General features: G+C 61.1%; 18 protein-coding genes. 9 read left to right on the top strand and 9 right to left on the bottom strand.

All coding sequences use genetic code 11. From position 1 onward, the window contains the following. Positions 1-317: 317 nt before the first annotated feature. The 4 genes from ccoP to ccoN are packed head-to-tail and all read right to left on the bottom strand — an operon-like array spanning position 318 to position 3,476. On the bottom strand, positions 318-1,232 hold the full coding sequence (gene ccoP / locus JFU04_RS21675; RefSeq protein ID WP_065909608.1) for a cytochrome-c oxidase, cbb3-type subunit III: 915 nt from the start codon (positions 1,230-1,232) through the stop codon (positions 318-320). Then, positions 1,229-1,429 carry a cbb3-type cytochrome oxidase subunit 3 gene (locus tag JFU04_RS21670; RefSeq protein ID WP_065909612.1) on the bottom strand — a complete coding sequence of 67 codons (201 nt, stop codon included), beginning with the start codon at positions 1,427-1,429 and terminating at the stop codon, positions 1,229-1,231. Before JFU04_RS21670 ends, ccoP begins: the two co-directional genes overlap by 4 nt. A 3-nt stretch (positions 1,430-1,432) precedes the next feature. Next, positions 1,433-2,041 (bottom strand): cytochrome-c oxidase, cbb3-type subunit II, encoded by a 609-nt coding sequence (gene ccoO / locus JFU04_RS21665; protein ID WP_038847986.1) that lies wholly within the window; start codon positions 2,039-2,041, stop codon positions 1,433-1,435. A 10-nt stretch (positions 2,042-2,051) separates the two neighbouring features. After that, the gene (gene ccoN, locus JFU04_RS21660; RefSeq protein ID WP_065909616.1) at positions 2,052-3,476 is read right to left on the bottom strand and encodes a cytochrome-c oxidase, cbb3-type subunit I; all 1,425 of its coding nucleotides are present in this window, start codon (positions 3,474-3,476) and stop codon (positions 2,052-2,054) included. 79 nt (positions 3,477-3,555) lie between these two features. Here ccoN and JFU04_RS21655 point away from each other — a divergent pair, with 79 nt between their 5' ends. After that, positions 3,556-4,248: an alpha/beta family hydrolase gene (locus tag JFU04_RS21655; RefSeq protein WP_065909618.1), complete on the top strand. Its 693-nt coding sequence runs from the start codon at positions 3,556-3,558 to the stop codon at positions 4,246-4,248. An 84-nt stretch (positions 4,249-4,332) separates the two neighbouring features. Here the strand turns inward: JFU04_RS21655 and JFU04_RS21650 are convergent, their stop codons facing one another. Beyond that, entirely contained in the window at positions 4,333-5,898 is a 1,566-nt protein-coding gene (locus JFU04_RS21650; protein ID WP_065909619.1) for a methyl-accepting chemotaxis protein, read from the bottom strand. 73 nt (positions 5,899-5,971) lie between these two features. Beyond that, positions 5,972-6,763: a CPBP family intramembrane glutamic endopeptidase gene (locus tag JFU04_RS21645; protein WP_201145689.1), complete on the bottom strand. Its 792-nt coding sequence runs from the start codon at positions 6,761-6,763 to the stop codon at positions 5,972-5,974. A 421-nt stretch (positions 6,764-7,184) separates the two neighbouring features. Here JFU04_RS21645 and JFU04_RS21640 point away from each other — a divergent pair, with 421 nt between their 5' ends. Next, positions 7,185-8,045, top strand: a complete 861-nt coding sequence (locus JFU04_RS21640; RefSeq protein WP_065909624.1) for a DMT family transporter — start codon at positions 7,185-7,187, stop codon at positions 8,043-8,045. A gap of 65 nt (positions 8,046-8,110) precedes the next feature. On the opposite strand, the gene JFU04_RS21635 is transcribed toward JFU04_RS21640, so the two are convergent. Together JFU04_RS21635 and JFU04_RS21630 are read right to left on the bottom strand one after the other, a co-directional pair. Then, positions 8,111-8,998 carry an EamA family transporter gene (locus JFU04_RS21635; RefSeq protein WP_201145688.1) on the bottom strand — a complete coding sequence of 296 codons (888 nt, stop codon included), beginning with the start codon at positions 8,996-8,998 and terminating at the stop codon, positions 8,111-8,113. 64 nt (positions 8,999-9,062) lie between these two features. Further along, on the bottom strand, positions 9,063-10,673 hold the full coding sequence (locus JFU04_RS21630; protein ID WP_446739701.1) for a methyl-accepting chemotaxis protein: 1,611 nt from the start codon (positions 10,671-10,673) through the stop codon (positions 9,063-9,065). 406 nt (positions 10,674-11,079) lie between these two features. Here JFU04_RS21630 and aceK point away from each other — a divergent pair, with 406 nt between their 5' ends. The 6 genes from aceK (at position 11,080) to JFU04_RS21600 (ending at position 21,497) form a co-directional block, all read left to right on the top strand. Next, a complete protein-coding gene (gene aceK, locus JFU04_RS21625; protein WP_201145686.1) occupies positions 11,080-12,813 on the top strand; it encodes a bifunctional isocitrate dehydrogenase kinase/phosphatase in 1,734 nt (577 codons plus the stop codon). A gap of 272 nt (positions 12,814-13,085) precedes the next feature. Beyond that, positions 13,086-13,571: a hypothetical protein gene (locus JFU04_RS21620; RefSeq protein ID WP_162946123.1), complete on the top strand. Its 486-nt coding sequence runs from the start codon at positions 13,086-13,088 to the stop codon at positions 13,569-13,571. Positions 13,572-14,901: 1,330 nt separating this feature from the next. Then, a complete protein-coding gene (gene hrpA / locus JFU04_RS21615; protein WP_201145685.1) occupies positions 14,902-18,813 on the top strand; it encodes an ATP-dependent RNA helicase HrpA in 3,912 nt (1,303 codons plus the stop codon). 549 nt (positions 18,814-19,362) lie between these two features. After that, complete coding sequence (locus JFU04_RS21610; RefSeq protein ID WP_065909636.1) at positions 19,363-20,484, top strand: beta-ketoacyl-ACP synthase III; 1,122 nt, start codon at positions 19,363-19,365, stop codon at positions 20,482-20,484. Between the two features lie 159 nt (positions 20,485-20,643). Then, positions 20,644-21,258: an RNA polymerase sigma factor gene (locus JFU04_RS21605; RefSeq protein WP_106802992.1), complete on the top strand. Its 615-nt coding sequence runs from the start codon at positions 20,644-20,646 to the stop codon at positions 21,256-21,258. Beyond that, the gene (locus JFU04_RS21600) at positions 21,252-21,497 is read left to right on the top strand and encodes a zf-HC2 domain-containing protein (RefSeq protein WP_201145684.1); all 246 of its coding nucleotides are present in this window, start codon (positions 21,252-21,254) and stop codon (positions 21,495-21,497) included. Before JFU04_RS21605 ends, JFU04_RS21600 begins: the two co-directional genes overlap by 7 nt. Before the next feature lie 107 nt (positions 21,498-21,604). Here JFU04_RS21600 and JFU04_RS21595 read toward each other — a convergent pair whose 3' ends face one another. Next, complete coding sequence (locus JFU04_RS21595; protein ID WP_065909643.1) at positions 21,605-22,951, bottom strand: putative porin; 1,347 nt, start codon at positions 22,949-22,951, stop codon at positions 21,605-21,607. A 283-nt stretch (positions 22,952-23,234) separates the two neighbouring features. Here JFU04_RS21595 and JFU04_RS21590 point away from each other — a divergent pair, with 283 nt between their 5' ends. Next, a complete protein-coding gene (locus JFU04_RS21590; RefSeq protein WP_120450794.1) occupies positions 23,235-24,359 on the top strand; it encodes a GNAT family N-acetyltransferase in 1,125 nt (374 codons plus the stop codon). Positions 24,360-24,361 lie beyond the last annotated feature (2 nt).

Raw genomic sequence — 24,361 nt, 5'->3', positions numbered from 1 at the left:
GCTGATCGAGTGGACAAGAATTTTCACAGGCCGCAGCGGGCAACGCCGTGCGCTCTGAACCGGTCCACTGTGCAAGGAAGCGTAGACCCGATTGGCAGGGGGGGAAAGTGGTGCTTTGGAAGGGTGTGACGAACTGACGCAGAGCGGCAGCTATAAGCGGCAAGTTGCATGCCGCAGGAAAAAACGGCTGCAAGATCCAAGTTGGGAGCTCTTCTCTTGCAGCCTGACACTTGAAGCCTGAAGCCTGAAGCTTGAAGCTTGAAGCTTGAAGCTTGAAGCTTGAAGCTTGAAGCTTAAAACTTCCCGCTCACCGCCTGCTATTGATGGGACAGGCTATACACGTATGCCGCCAGCAGGTGCACCTTGTCATTGCCCTGCAGCACTTCCTGTGCCGGCATCTGGCCCTGACGGCCGTGACGGATGGTCTGCTGCAACTGCGCGAGGCTGGTGCCGTAGATATAGCCGGCCGGTTTGGTCAGGTCAGGTGCGCCCATCGCTTCCATACCGTGGCCTTGCGGACCGTGGCAGGCGACACAGGTGGTGTTGAACGCGGTTTGGCCCGCAGCCAGGTCGGCACTGCTGTCGGCCGGCAAGGGCAACTTGGCCAGGTCGTGGCGCACATAGGCGGCGACGTTTTTCACCCCCTCGTCACCCAGCATGTCACCCCAGGCCGGCATCGCCGCGTGGCGGCCGTTGAGGATGGTGGTCTTGATCGCCTCGGCCGAACCGCCCCAGCGCCAGATGTTGTCGGCCAGGTTCGGGAAGCCGAACGCGCCCTTGGCATCCGAGCCGTGGCACACCGCGCAGTTGGAGGCGAACAGGCGTGCGCCCATCTTCAGCGCCTGCGGGTCCTTGGCGACCTCTTCCAGCGGCATGGCCGAGAATTTGGCGAAGATCGGCCCGAACTTGGCGTCGGCCCTGGCCATTTCCTTGTCCCATTCCTTGGTCTGGGTCCAGCCGTCTTCATAGCCCGGCAGCACACCTTTCCAGTTGCCCAGGCCCGGGTAGAGGATCAGGTAGCCGACGGCAAACACCAGGGTGCCGGCGAACAGCATGAACCACCACTGGGGCAGCGGGTTGTCGTATTCCTCGATGCCATCGAAGGCGTGGCCCATCGTCTGGTCGACGCTGCCCTTGGTCTCGCCCTTGCGGGTGCCGATCAACAGCCAGGTCAGGCCGATCAGGCTGCCGAGGGTCAGTACGCAGATCCATGTACTCCAGAATAGGGTCATGGCCGGTTGCTCCTTGTTGCAGGCTCTTCTTGAGCGTCGGATGGAGTGGGTTCATCGGCGAAGGGCAGCAGGCGCGCCTGCTCGAATTCCGCATTGCGCCGGTTGTTGAACACCCACAGCGACAAGCCGATAAAGGCGATGGCGACCACCAGCGTGCCGAGGCCGCGGATGGTGCCTGCATCGAATTCAAATCCCATGGCTCACCTCTTGCTCTTGATGGCGGTGCCGAGCACTTGCAGGTACGCCACCAGGGCGTCCATCTCGGTCTTGCCCTTTAGGCTGGCGACCGCACCACTGATGTCGTCGTCGGTGTACGGCACGCCGAGGGTGCGCATCACTTTCAACTTGGTCTCGGTGTGGCTGCTGTCGACGGCGGCGGTGACCAGCCACGGATAGGCCGGCATCTTCGACTCGGGCACCACGTTGCGCGGGTTGTACAAGTGCGCGCGGTGCCAGTCGTCCGAGTAGCGTGCGCCGACGCGCGCCAGGTCCGGGCCGGTGCGCTTGGAGCCCCACAGGAACGGGTGGTCCCACACGCTTTCGCCGGCGACCGAGTAGTGGCCGTAGCGTTCGGTCTCGGCGCGGAACGGGCGGATCATCTGCGAGTGGCACTGTACGCAGCCTTCGCGGATGTAGATGTCGCGGCCTTCCAGTTGCAGCGCGGTATAGGGCTTCATGCCCTCGACCGGCTTGTTGGTCACGTCCTGGAAGAACAGCGGGACGATCTGGGTCAGGCCGCCGATGCTCACGGCGAGCACCATGAGCAGCATCAACAGGCCGACGTTCTTTTCAATCGTTTCGTGTTTCATCACAGACTCCTCAGGCCAGCTGCGCAGTGGTGGCGGCTTCGGCGGGTTGCGCCGAGCGCACGGTGCGCCATGTGTTGTAAGCCATCAGGAACATGCCGCTGAGGAACACCGCACCGCCTACCAGCCGCACGATGAAGCCAGGGTGGCTGGCCACCAGGGTTTCGACGAAGGAGTAGGTCAGGGTGCCGTCTTCGTTGACCGCACGCCACATCAGGCCCTGGGCGATGCCGTTGACCCACATCGACGCGATGTAGAGCACGGTGCCGATGGTGGCCAGCCAGAAGTGCGCGTTGATCAGGCCGAGGCTGTACATCTGCTCGCGACCGAAGATTTTCGGGATCATGTGGTACAGCGCGCCGATGGAGATCATCGCCACCCAGCCGAGGGCGCCGGCGTGTACGTGGCCGATGGTCCAGTCGGTGTAGTGGGAGAGGGCGTTGACGGTCTTGATCGCCATCATCGGGCCTTCGAAGGTCGACATGCCGTAGAACGCCAGGGAGACCACCAGGAAGCGCAGGATCGGGTCGCTGCGCAACTTATGCCAGGCGCCCGACAGGGTCATCATGCCGTTGATCATGCCGCCCCAGCTCGGTGCCAGCAGGACCAGCGACATCACCATGCCCAGCGACTGTGCCCAGTCCGGCAGCGCGGTGTAGTGCAGGTGGTGCGGGCCGGCCCAGATGTACAGGGTGATCAGCGCCCAGAAGTGCACGATGGACAGGCGATAGGAGTACACCGGACGCTCGGCCTGCTTGGGCACGAAGTAGTACATCATCCCCAGGAAGCCCGCAGTGAGGAAAAAGCCTACCGCGTTGTGTCCGTACCACCACTGCACCATGGCATCCGTCGCACCGCCGTACAGCGAGTAGGACTTGGTCAGGCTGACCGGGATTTCCAGGTTGTTGACGATGTGCAGGATGGCCACGGTGATGATGAACGCACCGAAGAACCAGTTGCCGACGTAGATGTGCTTGGTGTTGCGCTTCATCACCGTGCCGAAAAACACGATGGCGTAGGCCACCCAGACGATGGTGATGAGGATGTCGATCGGCCATTCCAGCTCGGCGTATTCCTTGGAACTGGTGTAGCCCAGCGGCAAGGTGATCGCGGCCAGCAGGATCACCAATTGCCAGCCCCAGAAGCAGAACGCGGCGATTTTCGGCGCGAACAGCTGTGTCTGGCAGGTGCGTTGCACCGAGTAGAAGGAGCTGGCGAACAGCGCACAGCCGCCGAAGGCGAAGATCACCGCGTTAGTGTGCAGCGGGCGCAAGCGGCCGAAGCTGGTCCAGGGCAGGTCGAAGTTGAGCGCAGGCCAAACCAATTGGGCAGCGAGAAAAACCCCGAGCCCCATGCCGACGATGCCCCACACCACCGTCATAATGGCGAATTGGCGGACCACCTTGTAGTTATAGGCGGTACTTAAAGTAGTGTTCATGGTTCCCCATCCACGGTTCAACCCAAGCAGATGCGGCACTTGGGCTGGAGTTATAGGCAGACTAAAAAGCGAGGCAAGCATGGGCAAAGAGCACAAGGCCAGTATTGACGGGGATCAATGGGCGCACTGTGTGCGCGAACGCGGCTGGCTGTGGGATGTCGCGGCGGGCGAGGCGTCGGGGGCACCTGTCACATTGATCCTGGCCCACGGCGCCGGCGCACCGATGGACTCATCGTTCATGAACGACATGGCTGCACGCCTTGCCGGGCACGGCGTGAACGTGTTGCGCTTCGAATTTGCGTACATGGCCCAGCGCCGGGTAGACGGCGTTAAACGCCCGCCGAACCCGGCGCCGAAACTGCTGGAGGCGTGGCGCGAGGTGCATGCCGAGGTGCGACGTCATGTCGCTGGGAAACTGGCGATTGGCGGCAAATCCATGGGCGGGCGGATGGCCAGTTTAGTCGCGGATGAACTGGGCGCCGATGGGCTGGTGTGCCTGGGTTATCCGTTTTATGCGGTGGGCAAGCCAGAGAAGCCACGGGTCGAGCACTTGGCCGGGCTGAAGACGCCGACCCTGATCGTGCAGGGCGAGCGCGATGCGTTGGGCAATCGGGCGGCGGTGGAGGGGTATGGCTTGTCGCCGAGCATCGAGGTGATGTGGCTGGTGGCGGGGGATCATGACTTGAAGCCGTTGAAGGCATCGGGCTTCAGTCATGAGCAGCATCTGGAGGCTGCGGCGGTGAAGGTCTCAAGCTTTCTTGCTGGCCTTTAGGGCCTCATCGCAGGCAAGCCAGCTCCCACATTTTGATGTGTGAACACCGTCGAATGTGGGACCTGGCTTGCCTGCGATAGCGATCTATCGGTTAAACCGCTCTACCAGCGAGTACTGGGTATTGGCGGTATGCGTCAGCTCTTCACTCAACTGCGCCGAGTTCAACGCCTGCTCCGAGGTCTGGTCCGCCAGCAGCGCAATGGTGCTGATATTGCGGCTGATCTCTTCGGCCACCGAGCTTTGCTCTTCGGTCGCGGCGGCGATCTGGGTGGTCATGTCGGTGATGTGCGCCACGGCTTCGCTGATGCCGACCAGCGCCTGGTCCGCTTCCATCACCCGTGCCACACCTTCTTCGGCCTGGCGATGCCCGGCGTCCATGGTTTGCACGGCGGCCGCGGCAGTTTGCTGCAGCTTGGCGATCAGGGCATGGATCTGCCCGGTGGACTCGGCGGTGCGTTGCGCCAACTGGCGGACTTCATCCGCCACGACCGCAAAGCCACGGCCCATCTCACCGGCGCGGGCCGCTTCGATGGCGGCGTTCAGCGCCAGCAGGTTGGTCTGGTCGGCGATGCCTTTGATCACGTCGACCACGCCGCCGATTTCATCGCTGTCCTTGGCCAGTTGGGTGACGGTCACGCCGGTCTCGCCCACGGCCACCGACAGGCGCTGGATCGCCTCGCGGGTTTCCCCGGCGATATCGCGGCCACGGCCGGTCAGGCGATTGGCTTCCTGGGTGGCATCGGCGGTGCGCTGCACGTGGCTGGCGACTTCCTGGGTGGTCGCGGCCATCTGGTTGACTGCCGTGGCCACCTGCTCGGTTTCCACGCGCTGGCGCTCCAGGCCGGAAGAGCTGTTATGCGCCAGGGTGTTGGACTGTGCAGCCTGGTCGTTGAGGTGCTCGGCCGTGTCCTGCAAGCGCGTGAGGCAGGTCTTCAGACGCGCCTCCTGGCTGAGGATCGACATTTCCAGGCGCGCCTGGGCACCCCGGCTGTCGGTGTACATCTGCGCGATCAGCGGGTCGGACGTGGTCTGCTCGGCCAGGCGCAGCAAGCGCTTGAGGCCGCGTTGTTGCCAGCTCAGGCCCAGCAGGCCCAATGGCACCGACAGCCCGGCCGCCAAGGCGAAGCCCCAGTGGGAGTTGAGCGAGGCGCCGATCATGAAGCTCAGCTGGCTCACCAGGATAAACGGCAGCCAGTCCTGCAGCACCGGCAGCCACTTGTCGCGCTGGGGAATGGCCGACTTGCCCTGGTTGATGCGTTGATAGAGCGCTTCGGCACGGCGGATCTGCTCGGAGGTGGGCTTGATGCGCACCGATTCGTAGCCGACCACCTGGTTGCCTTCGAAGACCGGCGTCACATAGGCGTTGACCCAGTAGTGATCGCCGCTCTTGCAGCGGTTCTTGACGATGCCCATCCATGGCAAGCCTTGTTTGAGCGTGGACCACATGTGCGCGAACACCGCTGCCGGTACATCCGGGTGACGCACCAGGTTGTGCGGCGCGCGAAGCAGCTCTTCGCGGGTGAACCCACTGATCTCGACAAACGCGTCGTTACAGTAGGTGATCACACCCTTGGCATCCGTGGTGGAGATCAACCGTTGCTGAGCGGGGAAGGTACGTTCGCGCTGGGTAACGGGTTGGTTATTACGCATGATTGTTCAATCCGCAAGGCTTTCAGGGGGTATCGGCCATGGCGGGCATTTATTTAACTTATTTTTGCAACAATCATCCCGCCAGCATCGGGTAGGTAAACAACCCGAAGTGAAGCAGGTTCAAGCCAAAGTGCGTGGCAATCGCTGCACCCAGGCCACCGAAGCGATAGGCCAGGCCATATCCGACCCCGGCAATGCTCGCCAGCAACACCCAGTGCCAGCCCGCGCCCAGGTGCACCAGGCCGAACAGCAGTGAAGCCAGCAACAGCGCCAGGTTCTCGCCGTAAGGCAGATGCTGGAAGCGCTGGCGCAGGCCGCCCTGGATGTAGCCACGAAACAGTGCCTCTTCCACCAGGGTCACCAGCAGCAGGTTGTTGAGCACCCACAGCCAGGCCTGTTCCGGCCATTTCGGCGCCCAACTGATCACCCCCAGCAAGGCGGCGCCACCGAGTGCAGCAATGGCCGTGAGGGTCAGGGCCAGGGCCGTGACACACAACGACAGGCGCAGGCTGCGCCGCGCCACAATCCACGGGCAGGCCAACAGCAGCCAGAAGCCGATCAGCGGTTTGTCCTGGTTCAGGTACATCGAGAAGGGCACGGCGTCGGGGCTGAATTGCTGCGAGCCGATGCCGCGCCCGTTGTAGAACCCCGGCAGCCAGTGCATGGCCAGGCTCACGGCGAGGACGATAAACAAACCATGACCGAGGTAACGGGCCCACGGCGTGCGCTGCTGGCGTACCGCGTACCCGGCGATCAGCAGCAGGGCCACGGACACCAGCGCCAGCGCGCCGAGTTGCCCGTAGGCCAGGGCCATCACATAGCCAATGGAAAGAAGCGCCAGGTACAGCCAGGGCAATGCGAGCATGGGAAATCCTTGGAAAAAAATCGGGCGCATTATAGCGACGCCCCCACGCCATCACTGTGAAAACTGCGCCAGGCAAAAACGCGTTGGCCAAGTCATTGCCATACCTGTCGCCGGCTGGGTATAGTCGGCGCGTCTTTATCCCTTCAAAAAGATCAGCACATGCCAGCTTCCTTGCGCATAGCGGTAGTCGATTCAGCGGTCAACGCTGCGGTCGTGCCGTGCGAGGACAAGCAGCCTGCGCAGATCAGCCACTACCCCCCACCTGTCAGTAGCACGCCGGTGTACGCAGTCGTATCACCGCCGGGTGTTGGCATTTCGGGCTGATCAGCGATTCGCTGTGCCCCTCTGCCTGCCTGAAAAAAACCTACTGAGTTTCAGCTTCAGCTGAATTGGCTTTTTTGCCTGATTACAGGTGGTAACCATGTCTGTCATTTCGAAACAATCCGTGGCCGCGGCGGCCTCGACGAGCCTGTTCGTCCTGCTCTGGAGCAGTGGGGCGATCTTCTCCAAGCTGGGCCTGGCCCATGCTTCGCCCTTTGCGTTTTTGCTCATCCGTTTTGCCATCGCCCTGGTGGGCCTGGTGTTCCTGGTGCCGATCCTCAAGTTGCAATTGCCGCGCCCCGGCAAGCCGATGCTGTACGCGGCGGCGACCGGGCTGGTGTTGTTGGGGGCGTACCAGATTTTCTACCTGCTGGCCCTGGACCTCAAAGTCACGCCCGGGATGATGGCCACCATCATGGGCGTGCAGCCGATCCTCACGGTGGTGCTGATGGAGCGCCAGCGTTCCTGGCGGCGGCTGTTCGGCCTCGGGCTGGGCCTGGCGGGGTTGATCATGGTGGTCTACCAGGGCATCGGGCTGGCGGGCATGTCCCTGGCCGGGATGCTGTTCGGGCTGCTGGCCCTGGCGAGCATGACCTTTGGCTCGATCATGCAAAAGCGCATCACCGACAACCCATTGGGCACGCTGCCCGTGCAGTACCTGGCGGGCTTGCTGCTGTGTTCGGTGTTTGTGCCGTTCCAGCCGTTCCATTTTGAACACAACGCCGGCTTTTACCTACCGGTACTGTGGATGGGCGTGGTGGTGTCATTGCTGGCGACACTTTTGCTGTACCGCCTGATCGCCCGCGGCAACCTGGTGAATGTCACCAGCCTGTTCTACCTGGTGCCGGCGGTAACGGCGGTGATGGACTACCTGATCTTCGGCAACCGGCTCGCGCTGCTGAGCCTGCTGGGGATGGGATTGATCATCATCGGCCTGGTGTTCGTCTTCCGTAAGGCCTGACACCACCCCGTCCTGTAGGCGCCCGGCTTGCCGGCGATGAACGCCATCGTCGGCAAGCCGGGTTCCTACAGGATTTTTTTCGGCCGCAAGACCAGCCACAACGCTCCCGCGATCAACACCCCGCCATACACGTGCGCCATCGACAGCGGCTCATCCAGCAGCAACGCGCCCCACAGCACGCCGAATGGCGGAATCATGAAGGTCACGGTCATCGACTTGACCGGCCCGATGGATGACAGCAGGCGGAAATAGAGGATGTAGGCAAGTGCCGTGCACACCAGTCCCAACCCCAGCAGCGACAACCACACCTGCCACCCACCCCAACTGGCGGGCGGCTGGCTGATCGCGCTGTAGGCAAAGAACGGCAACAGGAACAGGGTGGCGCCGAGCATGCTGCCCAAGGCCGACAGGCGGCTGTCCAGGCCACCGCGCTGGTCCAGCCAGCGCCGTGCCAGGAACCCGGCAAACCCATAACAGGTCGTCGCCAGCAGGCAGGCCAGCGCGCCCATCAACAACTCCAGGTCAAACGCCACCGGCCCCGCGCGGGTCAGCACGCCCACGCCCAGCAGGCCCAGGCACACCCCGGCGACTTTCGAAGGCGTGAGGCGCTCGCTGAAGAACAGCCCGCCAATCAGCACGCCCATCAGCGGCGTGGTGGCATTGAAGATCGCCGAGTAACCCGCCGGCAGCACCTGTGCCGCCACCGAGTACATGGTCGCCGGGATCCCGGAGTTGATCACCCCCAGCAGCAGGACCGTCTTGAACTTGCCCTGGAAATCCCAGCTCACCCGCATCAGCGACAGGATGACCAGCAACCCGGCGGCGGCAATCGACACGCGGAAAAACGCAGTCGGCACGCTGCCGATCTCCGGCGCGATGATGCGCATGAACAGAAAACTCGCGCCCCAGATGGCAGCGAGCCCGAGCAGGTACAGGGTGTCGACAGGTCTCACGGAAAACTCCTACGCGAACAAGGCCGCGAGTGTGCCCAGTGACTTGGCCCTGCACAATCACTGTTTAAAGGATAAACCGCGTCACCATGCCATTGAGGTCCACCGCCAGGCGCGACAGTTCCTGGCTGGCCGCCGAGGTCTGCGTGGCGCCGGCGGCGGTCTGGGTGGACAGGTCGCGAATGTTCACCAGGCTGCGGTCCACATCACGCGCCACCAGCGCCTGCTGCTCGGCGGCGCTGGCAATGACCAGGTTGCGCTCGCTGATCTGCGAGATCGCCGCGGTGATTTTTTCCAGCGCGCTGCCCGCACTGTTGGCCCGCTGCAGCGTCTGGCCGGCGTGTTCGGCACTGCTGTTGAGCGCGTCGACGGTGTCCTGGGTGCCTTGCTGGATGCCGGTGATCATCTGCTCGATTTCTTCGGTGGAGTCCTGGGTGCGCTGCGCCAGCGAGCGCACCTCATCGGCGACCACCGCAAAACCACGTCCGGCCTCACCCGCACGGGCGGCTTCGATGGCGGCGTTGAGCGCCAGCAGGTTGGTTTGCCCGGCGATGCCACGAATCACTTCCAGCACTTTGCTGATGTCCTGGGCCTGCACGGCCAGGCCTTCGGCCTTGTTCGACGCGCCGAGCACTTCATCCACCAGGTTCTGGATCGAACTGATGGTTTCGCTGATCTGGTAGTGGCCGTGCTTGCTGTCTTCATCGGAAGCCTTGGAGGCTTCGGCGCTGGACACTGCGTTGCCGGCCACCTCGTCCACTGCCGAACTCATTTCGGTCACGGCCGTCGCGGCCTGTTCGATCTCGTCGTTCTGTGCCTGCAGGCCACGGGTGCTCTGCTCCATCACCGAGCTCATCTCCTCGGCGGCGGAAGCCAGTTGTTGGGCGGATTCGCTGATGCCACGAATGGTGCTTTGCAACTGTTCCTGCATGGTCGCCAGGGCGCCCAGCAGTTGCGCCGGCTCGTCATGGCCGTGCACCACGATCGGCTGGCTGAGGTCGCCGTCGGCGATGGTACGCGCCACGATCAACGCCTGGCCGAGCGGCGCAGTGATGCTGCGGGTCAGCAGCCACGCCAGCAGCAAGGTGGCGATCAGCGCGACCCCGATGATCAGCCCGACAACCCACTGCGCGCTCGAGTAGGTCTCGGCAGCCGCGTCGGCTGCCGCTTCGACACCTTTCTGGTTGAACGCGATCAGGTCTTCCAAATTCTGGTTGAGGGCCATGCCCTGGGGCGCCAGGCGCACGTTCAGCAGGTCGATGGCGTCTTGTTGCTGGTCCTTGTCGACCAGGGCAACCATCTGGCCGACGGTGCCCAGGTAGGTCGCCACATTGCTTTTTGCCTGCTGGAGCATTTCACGCTCTGCATCGTTGTTCAGCAGGCTTTCGTGACGCTCCAGCAGCGCTTGCAATTCACTGGTGTTGCGCGTGATCAAGGCCCGGCTGGTGTCGCGTATCCGCGATTCGTCGGTGGTGACCAGGCGCAGGCCTTCCAGGCGAATGTTGGCGACGTAGGCGGCGATGTCGTGGGCGTTCTCGATGCTCGGCATCCAGGCGTCTTCGATGACCAGCGCGCTCTCGCGCAGCTTGGCCATCTGACCCAGGCCAAACAGGCCGACAATTACCAGCAGACTGGCCAATACCCCAAAGCTCAATCCGGCACGCAGGCCGATTTTCATATTCCTCAATGACATCTCAATGCTCCTTGGGCAATTAAAACCTGATCCCGGATCGGTCTTTGGACCTTGTTAGGGTGGGAAAGGGCGCGCTATATATCAAAGTGCCATCAAGGTGGTAATCAGGGTTTCCCTTAGTTGGATCCAAAGCTCTGCTAGGGGATGTACCCTCGAGGCGCCGCGCGATTTTCCTGGTTCACGCTGGCAGGCCACGTCGATGAAGGCCTGGAGTGAAAACGGCGTGCGACTTTTGGGTGCGTTTATTGACCGTACAGTCGAAATAAATAAATTGAAAATAAATGTACAAAGTGAACGAAGTTGTACAACAGGGCGCTGAAAGTGGCCCTTCTCCTCTCTCCCTGCACTGGCTAAGCTCAGGGCTTCCCGATGCCCGTTCGAGGTTTCCCGCATGTCGCTCACCACGCCTGCACTCGCCATTGCCCGCACGATCCTTGAAGGGTTCGACGACTACCGTGAGCACTTTCGCCAGATCACCGACGGTGCCCGCGAGCGTTTCGAAAAGGCCCAGTGGCAATTGGGGCAGGCGGCCTCGGCGGCGCGTATCAACCTGTATGAAGAGAAGGTCGGCGAGGTGACCGCACGCCTGCGGGCGAATTTTGCCGACGCGGCATTGCTCGATATCGAGGTGTGGCCGTTGGTGAAAAGCGCCTACATCGGCCTGATCGACCTGCGTTTCGACGATGAGCTGTCCGAGACCTGGTACAACTCGATTTTCTGCGGCCTTTTCAGCCATGACCTGATCAGCGATGGCTGCATGTTTATCCACACCACCCGGCCCAGCCTGCGCCGGGCACGGGCGGCGCAGACGCGCACGTATACGCCGGGCGGCCAGATCGCCGAGATGCTGGCGCAGATCTTCGCCGATTACCGTTTCAGCGAACCCTACGCGGACCTCGCCGCCGACCTGCGCCGCCTCGAAGTGCAACTGCGCGAAAACCTGCCGGACTGGGTATGCAAGGACCCGGACCTCAACGTCGAGCTGTTTTCCTCGGTGCTTTACCGCAACAAGGGCGCCTACCTTGTAGGACGTATCTACACCCGCGACGAGCAGTGGCCGTTGGTGATCCCGCTGCTGCACCGTGAAGGGCAGGGCATCCAGATTGATGCACTGATCACCGACGAAGCCGATGTGTCGATCATCTTTTCATTTACCCGTTCCTACTTCATGGTCGACGTGCCGGTGCCGGCGGAATTCATCGGTTTTCTCAAGCGCATCCTGCCGGGCAAGCACATTGCGGAGCTGTACACCTCCATCGGCTTCTACAAGCACGGCAAATCCGAGTTCTACCGCGCGCTGATCAACCACCTGGCGACCACCGACGACCGCTTTATCATGGCCCCCGGCGTGCGTGGCATGGTCATGAGCGTGTTTACGCTGCCCGGCTTCAACACCGTGTTCAAGATCATCAAGGACCGCTTTTCGCCGTCGAAAAATGTCAACCGCGCCACGGTGATCGAGAAGTACCGCCTGGTCAAAAGCGTCGACCGCGTCGGGCGCATGGCCGACACTCAGGAATTCGCCGACTTCCGCTTCCCCTTGAGCAAATTCGAGCCGGAGTGCCTGGCCGAGCTGCTCGAAGTCGCCGCCGGCACCGTCGAAGTCGAAGGCGACACTGTGCTGATTCGCCACTGCTGGACCGAACGGCGCATGACCCCGCTCAACCTTTATCTCGACAACGCCAACGACGCCCAGGTGCGCGAAGCCCTGGAAGACTACGGCCTGGCGATCAAGCAACTGGCGGCGGCGAATATCTTCCCCGGCGATATGCTGCTGAAGAACTTCGGCGTCACCCGCCACGGCCGCGTGGTGTTCTACGACTACGATGAAATCTGCTTTCTCACCGAAGCCAACTTCCGCCATATTCCTGCGTCGCGCACGCCCGAGGACGAAATGGCCTCCGAACCCTGGTACTCCATCGGCCCACTGGACGTGTTCCCGGAAGAATTTCCACCGTTCCTGTTCGCCGATGCGGGCCAGCGCAAGTTGTTCAATGAACTGCATGGCGAGTTGTACAACGCCGATTACTGGAAAGGTTTGCAGGACGCGATTCGCGCGGGGAAGGTGATTGACGTGTTTCCGTATCGGCGTAAAGAGAGTCATGACGCACAGGTCATTATTTGAGTAACCACCTGTGCGGTCAGATGTTTTTATGTGATGGGGTGGGTTTTGAACAAGGTGTTGAGAATGCCCGTGCCTGTTTTAATGCTTGCTTGGCAGTGCGTTATATAAGGTTGCTAACCGTTGCGGTGTGAATGTTCTGATAAGCGGTTTTATTACCGCCGCGTTGAAAGGTAGTACGGTCTATTGAGATAAGTCTGATGGCCTCTCAAAGGTTTCACAACTAAATTTAGTTGCTGTCAGTCAATTATTAATCTCAGCGGGCGGAGGTGTTTATGCCTATAGATCGTTTTTCACCCCATCGTGTGGCCACTTATGGTGAGCATTCTTTTTCTAATAAAACCCAAAGTATGGCGCCGGTAAAACCGTCGGAGAGCTCCTGGGGGGCACCCAGCGCTTCACCTCGACACCAGGAGCGTGAGAAGGCGCAGAAAGTGCTTAACACTCTCGATAGCCTTCCCAAGGTTTTTCCACAGAACGCCGTCGACAGGCAATTACTTGATAGGCCTGCGGGCTTGTTGGAGCGAAGAATAACATTGCTTGACCGCAGCGAAACAACCACTGATCCCACGCAAAAATTTCGGATCAACAACGCGCTCAAGGCAAATCAAGAACAGTATAAGGGGTCAATGCAGGATCTGCATAAAGAGTCTGCCCATGGCCAACTTCATAACCCCAGCGAACAAAACAGGAACCGCCTGAGCAACTGGAGCGATATATTGCTTAATACCAATAAAGATATATCCTTTTTACCAAAGTGAGGAGTTTGCTCTAGCGTAATTGCAAGTGTTGAAGGCCTTGAGCTGCTGGTACTCTAAGTAGGAGTACCGGTAGTGCAAGGTTGTGTCCGTGTTCCAGTCGATTATGCACTATTGGCACCCAGGCACTGGGTGCCAATAGTTCTAGGTAATGTGAAACCAGAAAGTAGCGTGATTTACCAAGTGGGCTTAATCGTGAGCTTTCATTTTAAACGCGAGACAAGAGGCTCATCAGTCCGTTCGTAACGCTGTTTGCGATTCGATTCGCCGTCAGGTTGGTGGCCGGCGCGGATGGATCATGGCTATTACGGGGCGAAGGCTGAATGCCTGTTGCTTGCGCAGGTTCATAGAGCGGCGGGCTCTCAGGGCGCATTACTCCAGCGTTAGAGGGCGTGCCAGTTGCTTGCGCATAGCTCGGAAGATGTTCGTAGGGCGGCGGGCTCTCAGGGCTCATTACTACAGCGTAAGAGGGCGGGTTATCTGGGCGCGTAGTGGTCGGCGGGATCAGCATGGAAGCTCCGGTTCACGTTAAAAATGGAAGTTGTTGTCTGGAAGTCTCATTTAACCTTTCCTATGCCCTCCATCCCATCGGACTTCTGCTGTTGAAAACACAGAATGATCCACTCAGTGTTGTAGTAAATGTCGCCGTGGGCGAAGACTGAAGCTGGCGCGTGAGTGACGCGTCAGCCTGCCGTCAAGGGAGCAAGAGTCGTGACTTCAAACATCACATGCTGTAATTGGCCCGCCCCCTTGTGTTCGGCGCAACATTCAATCAGGCGACTTCCTGATTTTTGCGCGTCATAGACCGCTCATGAAGTTCATTCCCCGATTGGCCTGGCTTCTAGAGTGGAACTCCGAGATTCGATTCGCCGTCAGGTTTGTTGGGCGCTCCGATGAGGCTTGGCGGCTGGCGGATGTTGATGACGGCTTTTCGGTATAGGCCGGAGGGAATTCATAGCTTGGCGGTGGCTGGGTTTTTGCCGAGCGTGGTTGGGCATCGATAGATTCCTGGTAACTCGGCAGGCGCGGCGTGACAGAATCGATTGGCATATTAAGCTCCGTTTTGAATGGGGAATATTTTGATTTGCTTGAGGTTTCCGGCGATTCATTGAAGCCTGCGTATCTCACCGATCAAATCGGACTTTCTCTTTTTAACAGTGTGAAGGGCGCTCAAAGCCTTGTAGTAAAAGTCGTTACTGGGGGCGGGACAGGGACCATTGCAAAGTGATGGAGCGTCTCCTGCCGTGGCGAAATCTGCGACAATCCCCTCCATACCATTGATTAATGCTGCGCAGGCCTCACCTGCCTCACCCAAAAGACCCTTGCCGCCCTGATGACTGACCAAGCGCCCGCTATCGACCAACTGCTGAAAAACCTCGATCACGCCATGCTCGCCGACCGCCACCGCTTGCGGCGGCAGTTGCTCGAGCTGCGCAAGAAACCCGACGAGGAGAAGTTGGCGCAGTGGGTGACGCGCATGCAGGCGTCCTGTGCCCAGGTGACGGCACGGCGCGCCAGCCTGCCGGTGATTCGTTACGACGACAGCCTGCCGATTGCGGCCAAGCGTGACGAGATCAAGGATGCGCTGAACAAGCATCAGGTGCTGATCATTGCCGGTGAAACCGGCTCGGGTAAAACCACCCAGTTGCCGAAGATCTGCCTGGAGATCGGCCGCGGCCAGTACGGCCTGATCGGCCATACCCAGCCGCGCCGGATTGCCGCGCGCAGCGTTGCCAGCCGGGTTGCCGAAGAGTTGGCGACGCCATTGGGCGCGCTGGTCGGTTATCAGGTGCGCTTTGAAGACCAGAGCGATTCCAACACCCTGATCAAGCTGATGACCGATGGCATCCTGCTCGCCGAAACCCAGAACGACCGGTATCTGGAACGCTACGACACGATCATCGTCGACGAAGCCCACGAACGCAGCCTCAATATCGACTTCCTGCTGGGTTACCTGAAAACCCTGCTGCCGCGTCGCCCCGACCTGAAAGTCATCATCACGTCGGCGACCATCGACCTGGAGCGTTTCTCCAAACATTTCGACGATGCACCGATTGTCGAAGTGTCGGGCCGCACCTTCCCGGTCGATACCTGGTACCGCCCGCTGACCCTGGAGCAAGACGAGGAGGGCAACCGCGTCGAGGACGACTTGACAGTCGACCAGGCGATCCTCGCCACCCTCGATGAAATTGCCGCCTATGAGCGCAGCGAGCGCCGCAGCCCCGGCGACGTATTGGTGTTTTTGCCTGGCGAGCGCGAGATCCGTGACGCCGCCGAGATGCTGCGCAAGGCTCAGCTCAAGCACACCGAAATTTTGCCGTTGTACGCGCGGCTGTCGCCGGCCGAACAGCAGCGGATTTTCCAGTCCCACCCTGGACGGCGCGTGGTACTGGCGACCAACGTCGCCGAAACCTCGCTGACCGTGCCGGGCATCCGCTATGTCATCGACAGCGGCACCGCGCGCATCAGCCGCTACAGTTACCGCGCCAAAGTGCAGCGCCTGCCGATCGAGGCGATTTCCCAGGCCAGTGCCAACCAGCGTAAGGGCCGATGCGGGCGGGTTGAGCCGGGCATCTGCGTGCGCTTGTACAGCGAAGAGGATTTTATCGCCCGTCCGGAATTCACCGACCCGGAGATCCTGCGTACCAACCTCGCCGCCGTGATCCTGCAGATGCTGCACCTGCGCCTGGGCGAGATCACCGATTTCCCGTTTATCGAACCGCCGGATGGCAAGGCCATCAGCGACGGTTTCAATTTGCTGCAAGAACTCTCGGCGGTAGACCGCAACAGCCAGTTGACGCCGCTGGGCCGCCAACTGGCGCGCCTGCCGGTGGACCCGCGCATGGGCCGCATGCTGCTGGAGGCGGCCAAGCTCGGCAGCCTGCAGGAAGTGTTGATTGTCGCCAGCGCCATGTCGATCCAGGACCCGCGCGAGCGTCCGCCGGAACGCCAGCAAGCCGCCGACCAGGCGCACGCTCAGTGGAAAGACGCCGACTCGGACTTCGCCGGGTTGGTCAATCTGTGGCGCGGCTTTGAAGAGCAGCGCCAGGCATTGACCGCCAGCCCGCTGCGCAACTGGTGCCGCAAGAACTTCCTGAATTATCTGCGCCTGCGCGAGTGGCGCGATTCCCACCGCCAGTTGAGCCTGATCTGCCGCGACATGCAGCTGACCGTCAATAAAGAACCGGCGGACTTCCCGAAACTGCACAAGGCGGTGCTGTCCGGCCTGCTCAGCCAGATCGGCCAGAAGACTGAAGAAGGCGATTACCTCGGTGCACGCCAGCGACGCTTCTGGATTCACCCGTCCTCGGGCATCGGCAAGAAGCGCCCGCAATGGCTAATGACCGCCGAACTGGTGGAAACCACCAAGCTCTACGCGCGCATGGTGGCGAAGATCGATGCCGACTGGATCGAGCCGCTGGCCGGGCACCTGATCAAGAAAAACCACTTCGAACCGCATTGGGAAAAGAAGCGCGGCCAGGTCGTCGCCTTTGAACAGATCACCCTGTTCGGGCTGATCGTGGTCGGGCGTCGTCCGGTGCATTACGGGCCGATTGACCCGGTGGTGTCGCGCGAGCTGTTTATCCGAGAAGGCCTGGTGCGTGGCGAAATTCAGTCGCGGGCCAAGTGCCTCACGGCCAATCAGCAACTGCTTGAACAGCTCGATGAGCTGGAGGCCAAGGCGCGCCGGCGCGACATCCTCGCCGACGAAGAAACCCTGTACGCCTTCTACGATGCGCGCCTGCCGGCGGAGATCCACCAGACCGCCACGTTCGACAGCTGGTACAAGGTCAACAGCCAGAAAGACCCGCAGCTGCTGATCATGCGCGAAGAAGACGTGCTGGCCCGCGAGGCCAGCGAGGTCACCGCCGCGCATTATCCGGACACCCTGCACCTGGGCGACCTGGCGCTGGCCTTGAGTTACCACTTCGAGCCCAATCATCCACGCGACGGCGTAACCCTGCGCGTCCCCGCACCGCTGCTGCCGGCGTTGCCGCCGGAGCGCCTGGAATGGCTGGTGCCCGGGGTGATCGAAGCCAAATGTATCGCCCTGGTGCGCAACTTGCCGAAGGCGTTGCGCAAGAACTTCGTACCGGTGCCGGATTTCGTCAAGGCGGCGTTGCAGCGCATTGAATTCGGCCAGGGCTCGCTGCCCCAGGCCCTGGGCCGGGAACTGCTGCGCATGACCGGCGCACGGGTCAGCGATGAAGCCTGGGCCGAGGCCGCGCAGCAGGTGGACAGCCACCTGAAGATGAACCTGGAAGTGGTCGATGGCGAGGGTAAGTTCCTCGGCGAAGGCCGCGACCTGGCCGAGCTGACGGCACGTTTTGCGCAAGCCAGCCAAGCGGCCTTGGCGGTACCGCAGACGGCGAAGAGCCAGCAGCCGGTGGAGGCCAAGGTGTTCGCCGCGGTGGCCGAGAAGACCCAGCAGAACATCGCCGGCCTGTCGATGACCGTCTACCCGGCGCTCGTGGAGGAAAACGGCACGGTCAAGGAAGGGCGTTTCTCCACCGCTGCCGAAGCCGAGTTCCAGCATCGCCGCGCGTTGCAGCGCCTGCTGATGCAGCAACTGGCGGAACCGGCGAAATTCCTGCGCGGCAAATTGCCCGGCCTCACTGAATTGGGCCTGATGTACCGCGAACTGGGGCGCATCGACGCGCTGGTCGAAGACATCCTGCTGGCCAGCCTCGACAGCTGCGTGCTGGAAGGCGAAGCCAGCTTGCCGCGTGACGGCGCCGGCCTCGCCGCGTTGGCCGAACGCAAGCGTGGCAGTTGGACCGAACATGCCGAACGCCTGGCACGCTTGACCCTGGAGGTGTTGAAACTCTGGCACGGCCTGCAAAAGCGCTTCAAGGGCAAGATCGACCTGGCCCAGGCGGTGGCCCTCAACGACATCAAGCAACAATTGAGTAACCTGGTGTATCCCTGTTTTGTGCGCGAAACCCCGGCGCAGTGGTTCAAGGAGCTGCCGCGATTCCTCAAGGCCATCGAATTGCGTCTGGAGAAACTGCCGAGCCAGGTGCAAAAGGATCGGGTGTGGAGCACCGAACTGAGCGGCCTGTGGGCGCAATACCAGAACCGCCTGAACAAACACACCCAGGAAGGCAAGCGCGACCCGCAGCTGGAGCTCTATCGCTGGTGGCTGGAGGAGTATCGGGTGTCGTTGTTCGCCCAGCAACTCGGCACCAAAGTGCCGATTTCCGACAAGCGCCTGAGCAAGCAATGGAGCCTGGTCGAGGCTTGAAATTGTGGTGAGCGGGCTTGCTAAGGCTGGCCGGCTTGTTGTGGCAGATGGGTTTTCTTGGGGGTGAGTGGCCTTTTTGTGGTGAGCAGGCTTGTTGGGGTGAGCAGGCTTGCCCTGCGTTGGGCTGCGAAGCAGCCCCAAAAATAGCTCACCGGATCTATCTGGCAGACCGAGGAGGTTGGACTGGGGCTGCTGCGCAGCCCAACGCAGGGCAAGCCTGCTCGCCACAACAAGCCTGCTCACCACAAAAAGTCTGCTTGCCACCACAGGCTCGCCAGCCACAACAAGGCCGCTCATCAAGACAAGCCTGCTTGCCACAGGGCCAATCCCACTGCACAGCAGGTTTATCGGGCACATGGCGCCAAATCCTGGGGTTTGTGGCAAACTTCGCGGTTATAAATGCCGGGATCGTCGGGATGGGCTGGCGTACAGCCACGGCGCGATGGAATAAAGCGTTGCCAGTTTGATGCCGCTGGACGGAATCGAACGACTTACAGTTTGGTACGACGGTACCAATATCTTCTGCCTGACAGATTTAGAGGAACGACCGTGCATAACGTCGTCATCAGCGGCACTGGCCTGTATACCCCGGCCAACAGCATCTCCAACGAAGAGCTGGTGCAGTCTTTCAATACCTACGTGCAGCAGTTCAACGCCGACAACGCCGCCGCCATCGAGCGTGGTGACGTTCAGCCGCTGACCGAATCCAGCGCCGCCTTTATCGAAAAAGCCTCGGGCATCAAGAGCCGCTTTGTCATGGACAAGGACGGCATTCTCGACCCGCAGCGCATGGCCCCGCGTCTGCCCGAGCGCAGCAATGACGAGTGGTCGGTGCTTTGCCAGATGGCCGTCGGCGCTGCCGAACAGGCCCTGCAGCGCGCCGGCAAGACCGCCGCCGACATCGACGGCGTGATCGTCGCCTGCTCCAACCTGCAGCGCGCCTACCCGGCCATTGCCATCGAAGTCCAGGAAGCCCTGGGCATCGAAGGGTTCGGTTTCGACATGAACGTGGCATGTTCCTCGGCGACCTTTGGCATCCAGAACGCCGCCAACAGCATCCAGCTGGGCCAGGCGCGGGCGATCCTGATGGTCAACCCGGAAGTCTGCACCGGCCACCTGAATTTCCGTGACCGCGACAGCCACTTCATCTTCGGCGACGCCGCCACCGCGGTGATCCTCGAGCGTGCCGACCTGGCCACCTCCGAACACCAGTTCGACGTGGTCAGCACCAAGCTGCTGACCAAGTTCTCGAACAACATTCGCAACAACTTCGGCTTCCTCAACCGCGCGGCGGAAGAGGGCATCGGCGCGCCCGACAAGCTGTTCGTGCAGGAAGGCCGCAAAGTGTTCCGCGATGTCTGCCCGATGGTCGCCGAGCTGATCGGTGTGCACCTGGAAGAAAACCAGTTGAACGTGGCAGACGTGAAGCGCTTCTGGCTGCACCAGGCCAACCTGAGCATGAACCACCTGATTGTGAAGAAACTGCTGGGCCGCGAAGCGTCGGTGGAAGAAGCGCCGGTGATCCTCGATACTTACGCCAACACCAGCTCGGCCGGCTCGGTGATTGCGTTCCACACCTACCAGGACGACTTGCCCAAGGGTGCCGTCGCGGTACTCAGTTCGTTTGGCGCAGGCTATTCGATCGGTAGCGTGATCCTGCGCAAGCGCTGATCTACCGGGGTAACGCCGTCCCTGTAGGCGACGGCTTGCCAGCGATCGCATCAGCGCGGTGCGACTGAATCACCCAGGTGCCTGCATCGCTGGCAAGCCAGCTCCTACCAGGGCCTGGTTGCTGCATTAGCGGGTTTGCACAGTGGAATCGAGGTAGACATGGCAGCAGCGGACGACGCGCACCTGCTTGAACGTTTGCTCAAGGGTGAGCAGCGGGCCTACAAGGAATTGGTCACCACCTATCAAAGCGCGATGCGCGCGGTGGCCTATGCCATTGTCGGGCAGCGCCATGCCGACGAGGTGGTGCAGGACGCCTGGCTGTCGGTGGTGCGCAACCTGTCCCGGTTCGAGGGGCGCTCCAGCCTCAAGACCTGGCTGCTGACCATCACGGCCAACGCCGCCAAGGGTCGCTATAAGCAGAATCGCCGGGAAGTGCTGCTCGACGATCTGCCTTCGCCCCATGGCACCATTGGCGACGACCGTTTTACCCCCGATGATGGCCACTGGGCTGTCGCGCCCTACGCCTGGCACCAGGACACCCCGGAAGCGCTGCTGACCGAGGATGAACTGCGCAAGTGCCTGGAGCATACGTTGCTGAACCTGTCTGATTTGCAAAGCAGCGTGCTGGTATTGCGCGAACGCCAGGGCCTGGAGTTGGAAGAGATCTGTAATCTTCTGACACTCTCGCTCTCCAATGTCCGTGTGCTGTTGCATCGAGCACGGCTTAAAGTCTTCGCCACGGTGGAGCATTTTGAGGAAACGGGCGAATGTTGACCTGTAAAGAGCAAGTGGCGCGGTCCAGTGACTATCTCGATGGGCAATTGACCTTTCGCGAGCGTCTGCTGGTGCGTCATCACTTGATGTTCTGCCCGAACTGCCGACGGTTCATCCGTCAGATGCGCCTGATGCAGGCGACGCTGAAGATCATGCCGCAAGCGCCGGTAAAAGATGTGGATGCCTTGGCGCAGCGCCTGGCTGACGAGCGACTCAAGGATCAGAAAGGCGAGGAATAGGCAGGCTCGCGTGGGTGGGGCGAACGGATGATGGGGATCTCCCCGCCCACGCAAGACTGTTACAGCCACCTCGGGCCGTCCTGGCCCAAGGCGTTCAACGCTGACACTTAGAACTTGGCTTCTGCATCCAGTTGCAGGGTGTTGGCGTTCGCGTCGCGGTAGCCCGGGGCGCTGGCGTAATCGGCCTTGGTCAGGAAGTACGTGGCGCCGATGGCGAAGTTCTTGTCGATGTCGTAGCCGACCTTGAACTTGTGACCGCGCGCACCGGTGAAGCCGCCGGCGAAATCGGAGTCGGTGAAGGCGCCGACCACTGCGTAGCGCTGTACGTCGCGGTAGTTGTAGTCCAGGTTGAAGCCGAACACCTTGGACTTGGCACCCAGCAACCAGGCAGTGTCCTGATCTTTTTGAGTGGCTTCGTTGTTCTTCACGTATTGACCGTAGAACGACAACGGTACGGCCAGGCCGCCGATATCGACTTGGCTGAAGCCTTCATACAAACGGTACTCGCTGGCATTGCCGGCTGCGGTGTTGGCAATGGTTTCGGCCGGCGTCAGGCATTGAGTCGAGCCAGCGGTGGGGCAGCGGCTGTCCTGGTCGTTCTGAAAAGCGTAGACGCTGCCACCCAGGGTGACTTTCAGGTTGTCGGTGAGGGAGAAACGCGAGCCCAACTGGCCGGCCGTCATGCGCAGGTCATTGCGAAATTGCACGCCTTCGCCGTTGACGTTGTCCTTGAGGGTGTAGTTACCCAGGCTGCCGAACAGCTCGGCGCTGGTGCCCAATGGGTATTTGTAGGTCACCGCCAGGCCTTCCGGGTTGACATCGCTGTCCCAGATCACGTCGCCCATGCTGACCCAGGGTTGCAGCATCTTGCCGCCAATCACGTGCAGGTTCTTGATCTGGTCCGGGTGATAGTCGATGTAGCCGAGGTCCAGCCACAGCGACTTCTTGTTGAAGTAGCTGTCCAGGTCCTGGTTGGTGGAGCGCGCGTCTTCGCTGTTGCCGGTGGCGATACGGATACCGGTGTCGACCTGCGAGTTGATTTCGGTATAGGCGCCCAGGCGGGCACGGATGCGCTGGCGATCCTTGTCCTTGCCACCGTTGTTGGGGGTGCCGTCGATCTTGACGGTTTCCTGGCGGAAACGCACATCACCCTTGAGCTGAGTCTTGGCGGCCCAGGCCAGCTTCTGGTCGAACACGCTGAGGTCGTTGGTTTTTTTCGCGGTGGCCGCGATCTGTTCGTTGGTCTCTTGTTGAGCTTGCTGTGCGATCTGCTTTTCTTTCTGATCCTTGGCCAGTTCCGCTTGCAGCTCGGTGTACTGCGCCGCAGTGATCTGGCCATTGGCCTTGAGCATGTCGAGCAATTTAGCGTCGACTGCAGCGCTGGCCGGAACGCTCAGGGCCAGTAACAGGCCGCCGCACAGGACCGCCGCAGTTTTAGTGGAAGCAAGACGCATATCAATCTCCGAAAGTGAGGAGGGATGGCAAACCATCCAGGACACAACCGACCGATGACGGACGGAAAAATAACCACCTGTTAGAACCAGGCGCTCTAAAAACAGGCGTCAGTATCACGATCGTTTATGACGCAACAGTGGCGAAGTGATGTCATCTAGATGACAAATTATTTAAGAATGGAACTATCGGTTTAGAGCCTTGTCCGGCGATTTGAGGGTGTGCTGGGCTCGGCGATAAGCGATACTCGCGAGGCTTTCACGCCATGACGTAGTGAGGATGCCGATGCCGTTGCAACGCCTGGACAGCCTGTCCGAAATCGCCCCGCAGGTTTGGGATGCACTGGTGCCGCAGGCCCAACCTTTCGTGCGACACGCTTTCCTCAGCGCGCTGGAAGACAGCGCAAGCCTGGGCCCGCAATCGGGCTGGCAACCGGAGCACCTGTTGCACTGGGAGGGCGATCGGCTGGTGGCGGCCTTGCCCAGTTATCGCAAGTGGCATTCCTATGGCGAGTACGTGTTCGACCACGGCTGGGCGGATGCCTGTGAGCGGGCGGGCATCGACTATTACCCCAAGCTGTTGACGGCCGTGCCGTTCAGTCCGGTCAGCGGGCCGCGCCTGCTGGCGGCCAATGCCGAGGACGGGTTCGAGCTGCTCAACAGCCTCCCGGGCTACCTGGAAATCGAGGGCCTTTCCAGCGCCCATATCAACTTCACCGACGCGTTGGCCGATGATGCGCTGGCCCGCCAACCCGGCTGGTTGCAGCGCCTGGGGTGCCAATTTCACTGGCAGAACCGTGGCTACCGCGACTTCCAGGATTTCCTCGACGCGCTCAGTTCGCGCAAGCGCAAACAGATGCGCAAAGAACGCGAACAGGTGGCGGGGCAGGGCATCGATTTCGAGTGGCTGCAAGGCCATGAGCTGAGCGAAGCGCAATGGGATTTTGTCTACGCCTGCTACGCCAATACCTACGCGGTACGCCGCCAATCGCCCTACCTGACCCGCGCGTTTTTCAGCCTGCTGGCCGAACGCATGCCCGAGGCGATCCGAGTGGTGCTGGCCAAGCAAGGTAGTCGCCCGGTCGCCATGGCCTTCAGCCTGATCGGTGGCGACAGCTTCTACGGCCGCTACTGGGGCTGCCTGGCCGAGTTTGATCGACTGCATTTCGAAACCTGTTTCTACCAGGGCATGGACTACGCCATTGCCCACGGCCTGCAACGCTTCGACGCCGGCGCCCAGGGCGAGCACAAGCTGATTCGCGGGTTCGAGCCGGTGATTACCCGCTCATGGCACTACTTGCGTCATCCGGGGTTGAAGAATGCGGTGGCGGACTTCCTGGCACGCGAACAGGTGGGAATCCTGGCGTATGCCGAAGAAGCAAGGGCAGCCCTGCCGTATCGGCAGGGCTGACC

It is taken from the genome of Pseudomonas sp. TH21 (genome assembly GCF_016651025.1).
GTDB classification, from domain to species: domain Bacteria; phylum Pseudomonadota; class Gammaproteobacteria; order Pseudomonadales; family Pseudomonadaceae; genus Aquipseudomonas; species Aquipseudomonas aylmerensis.
This window is presented reverse-complemented; position numbering and strand designations above follow the sequence as displayed.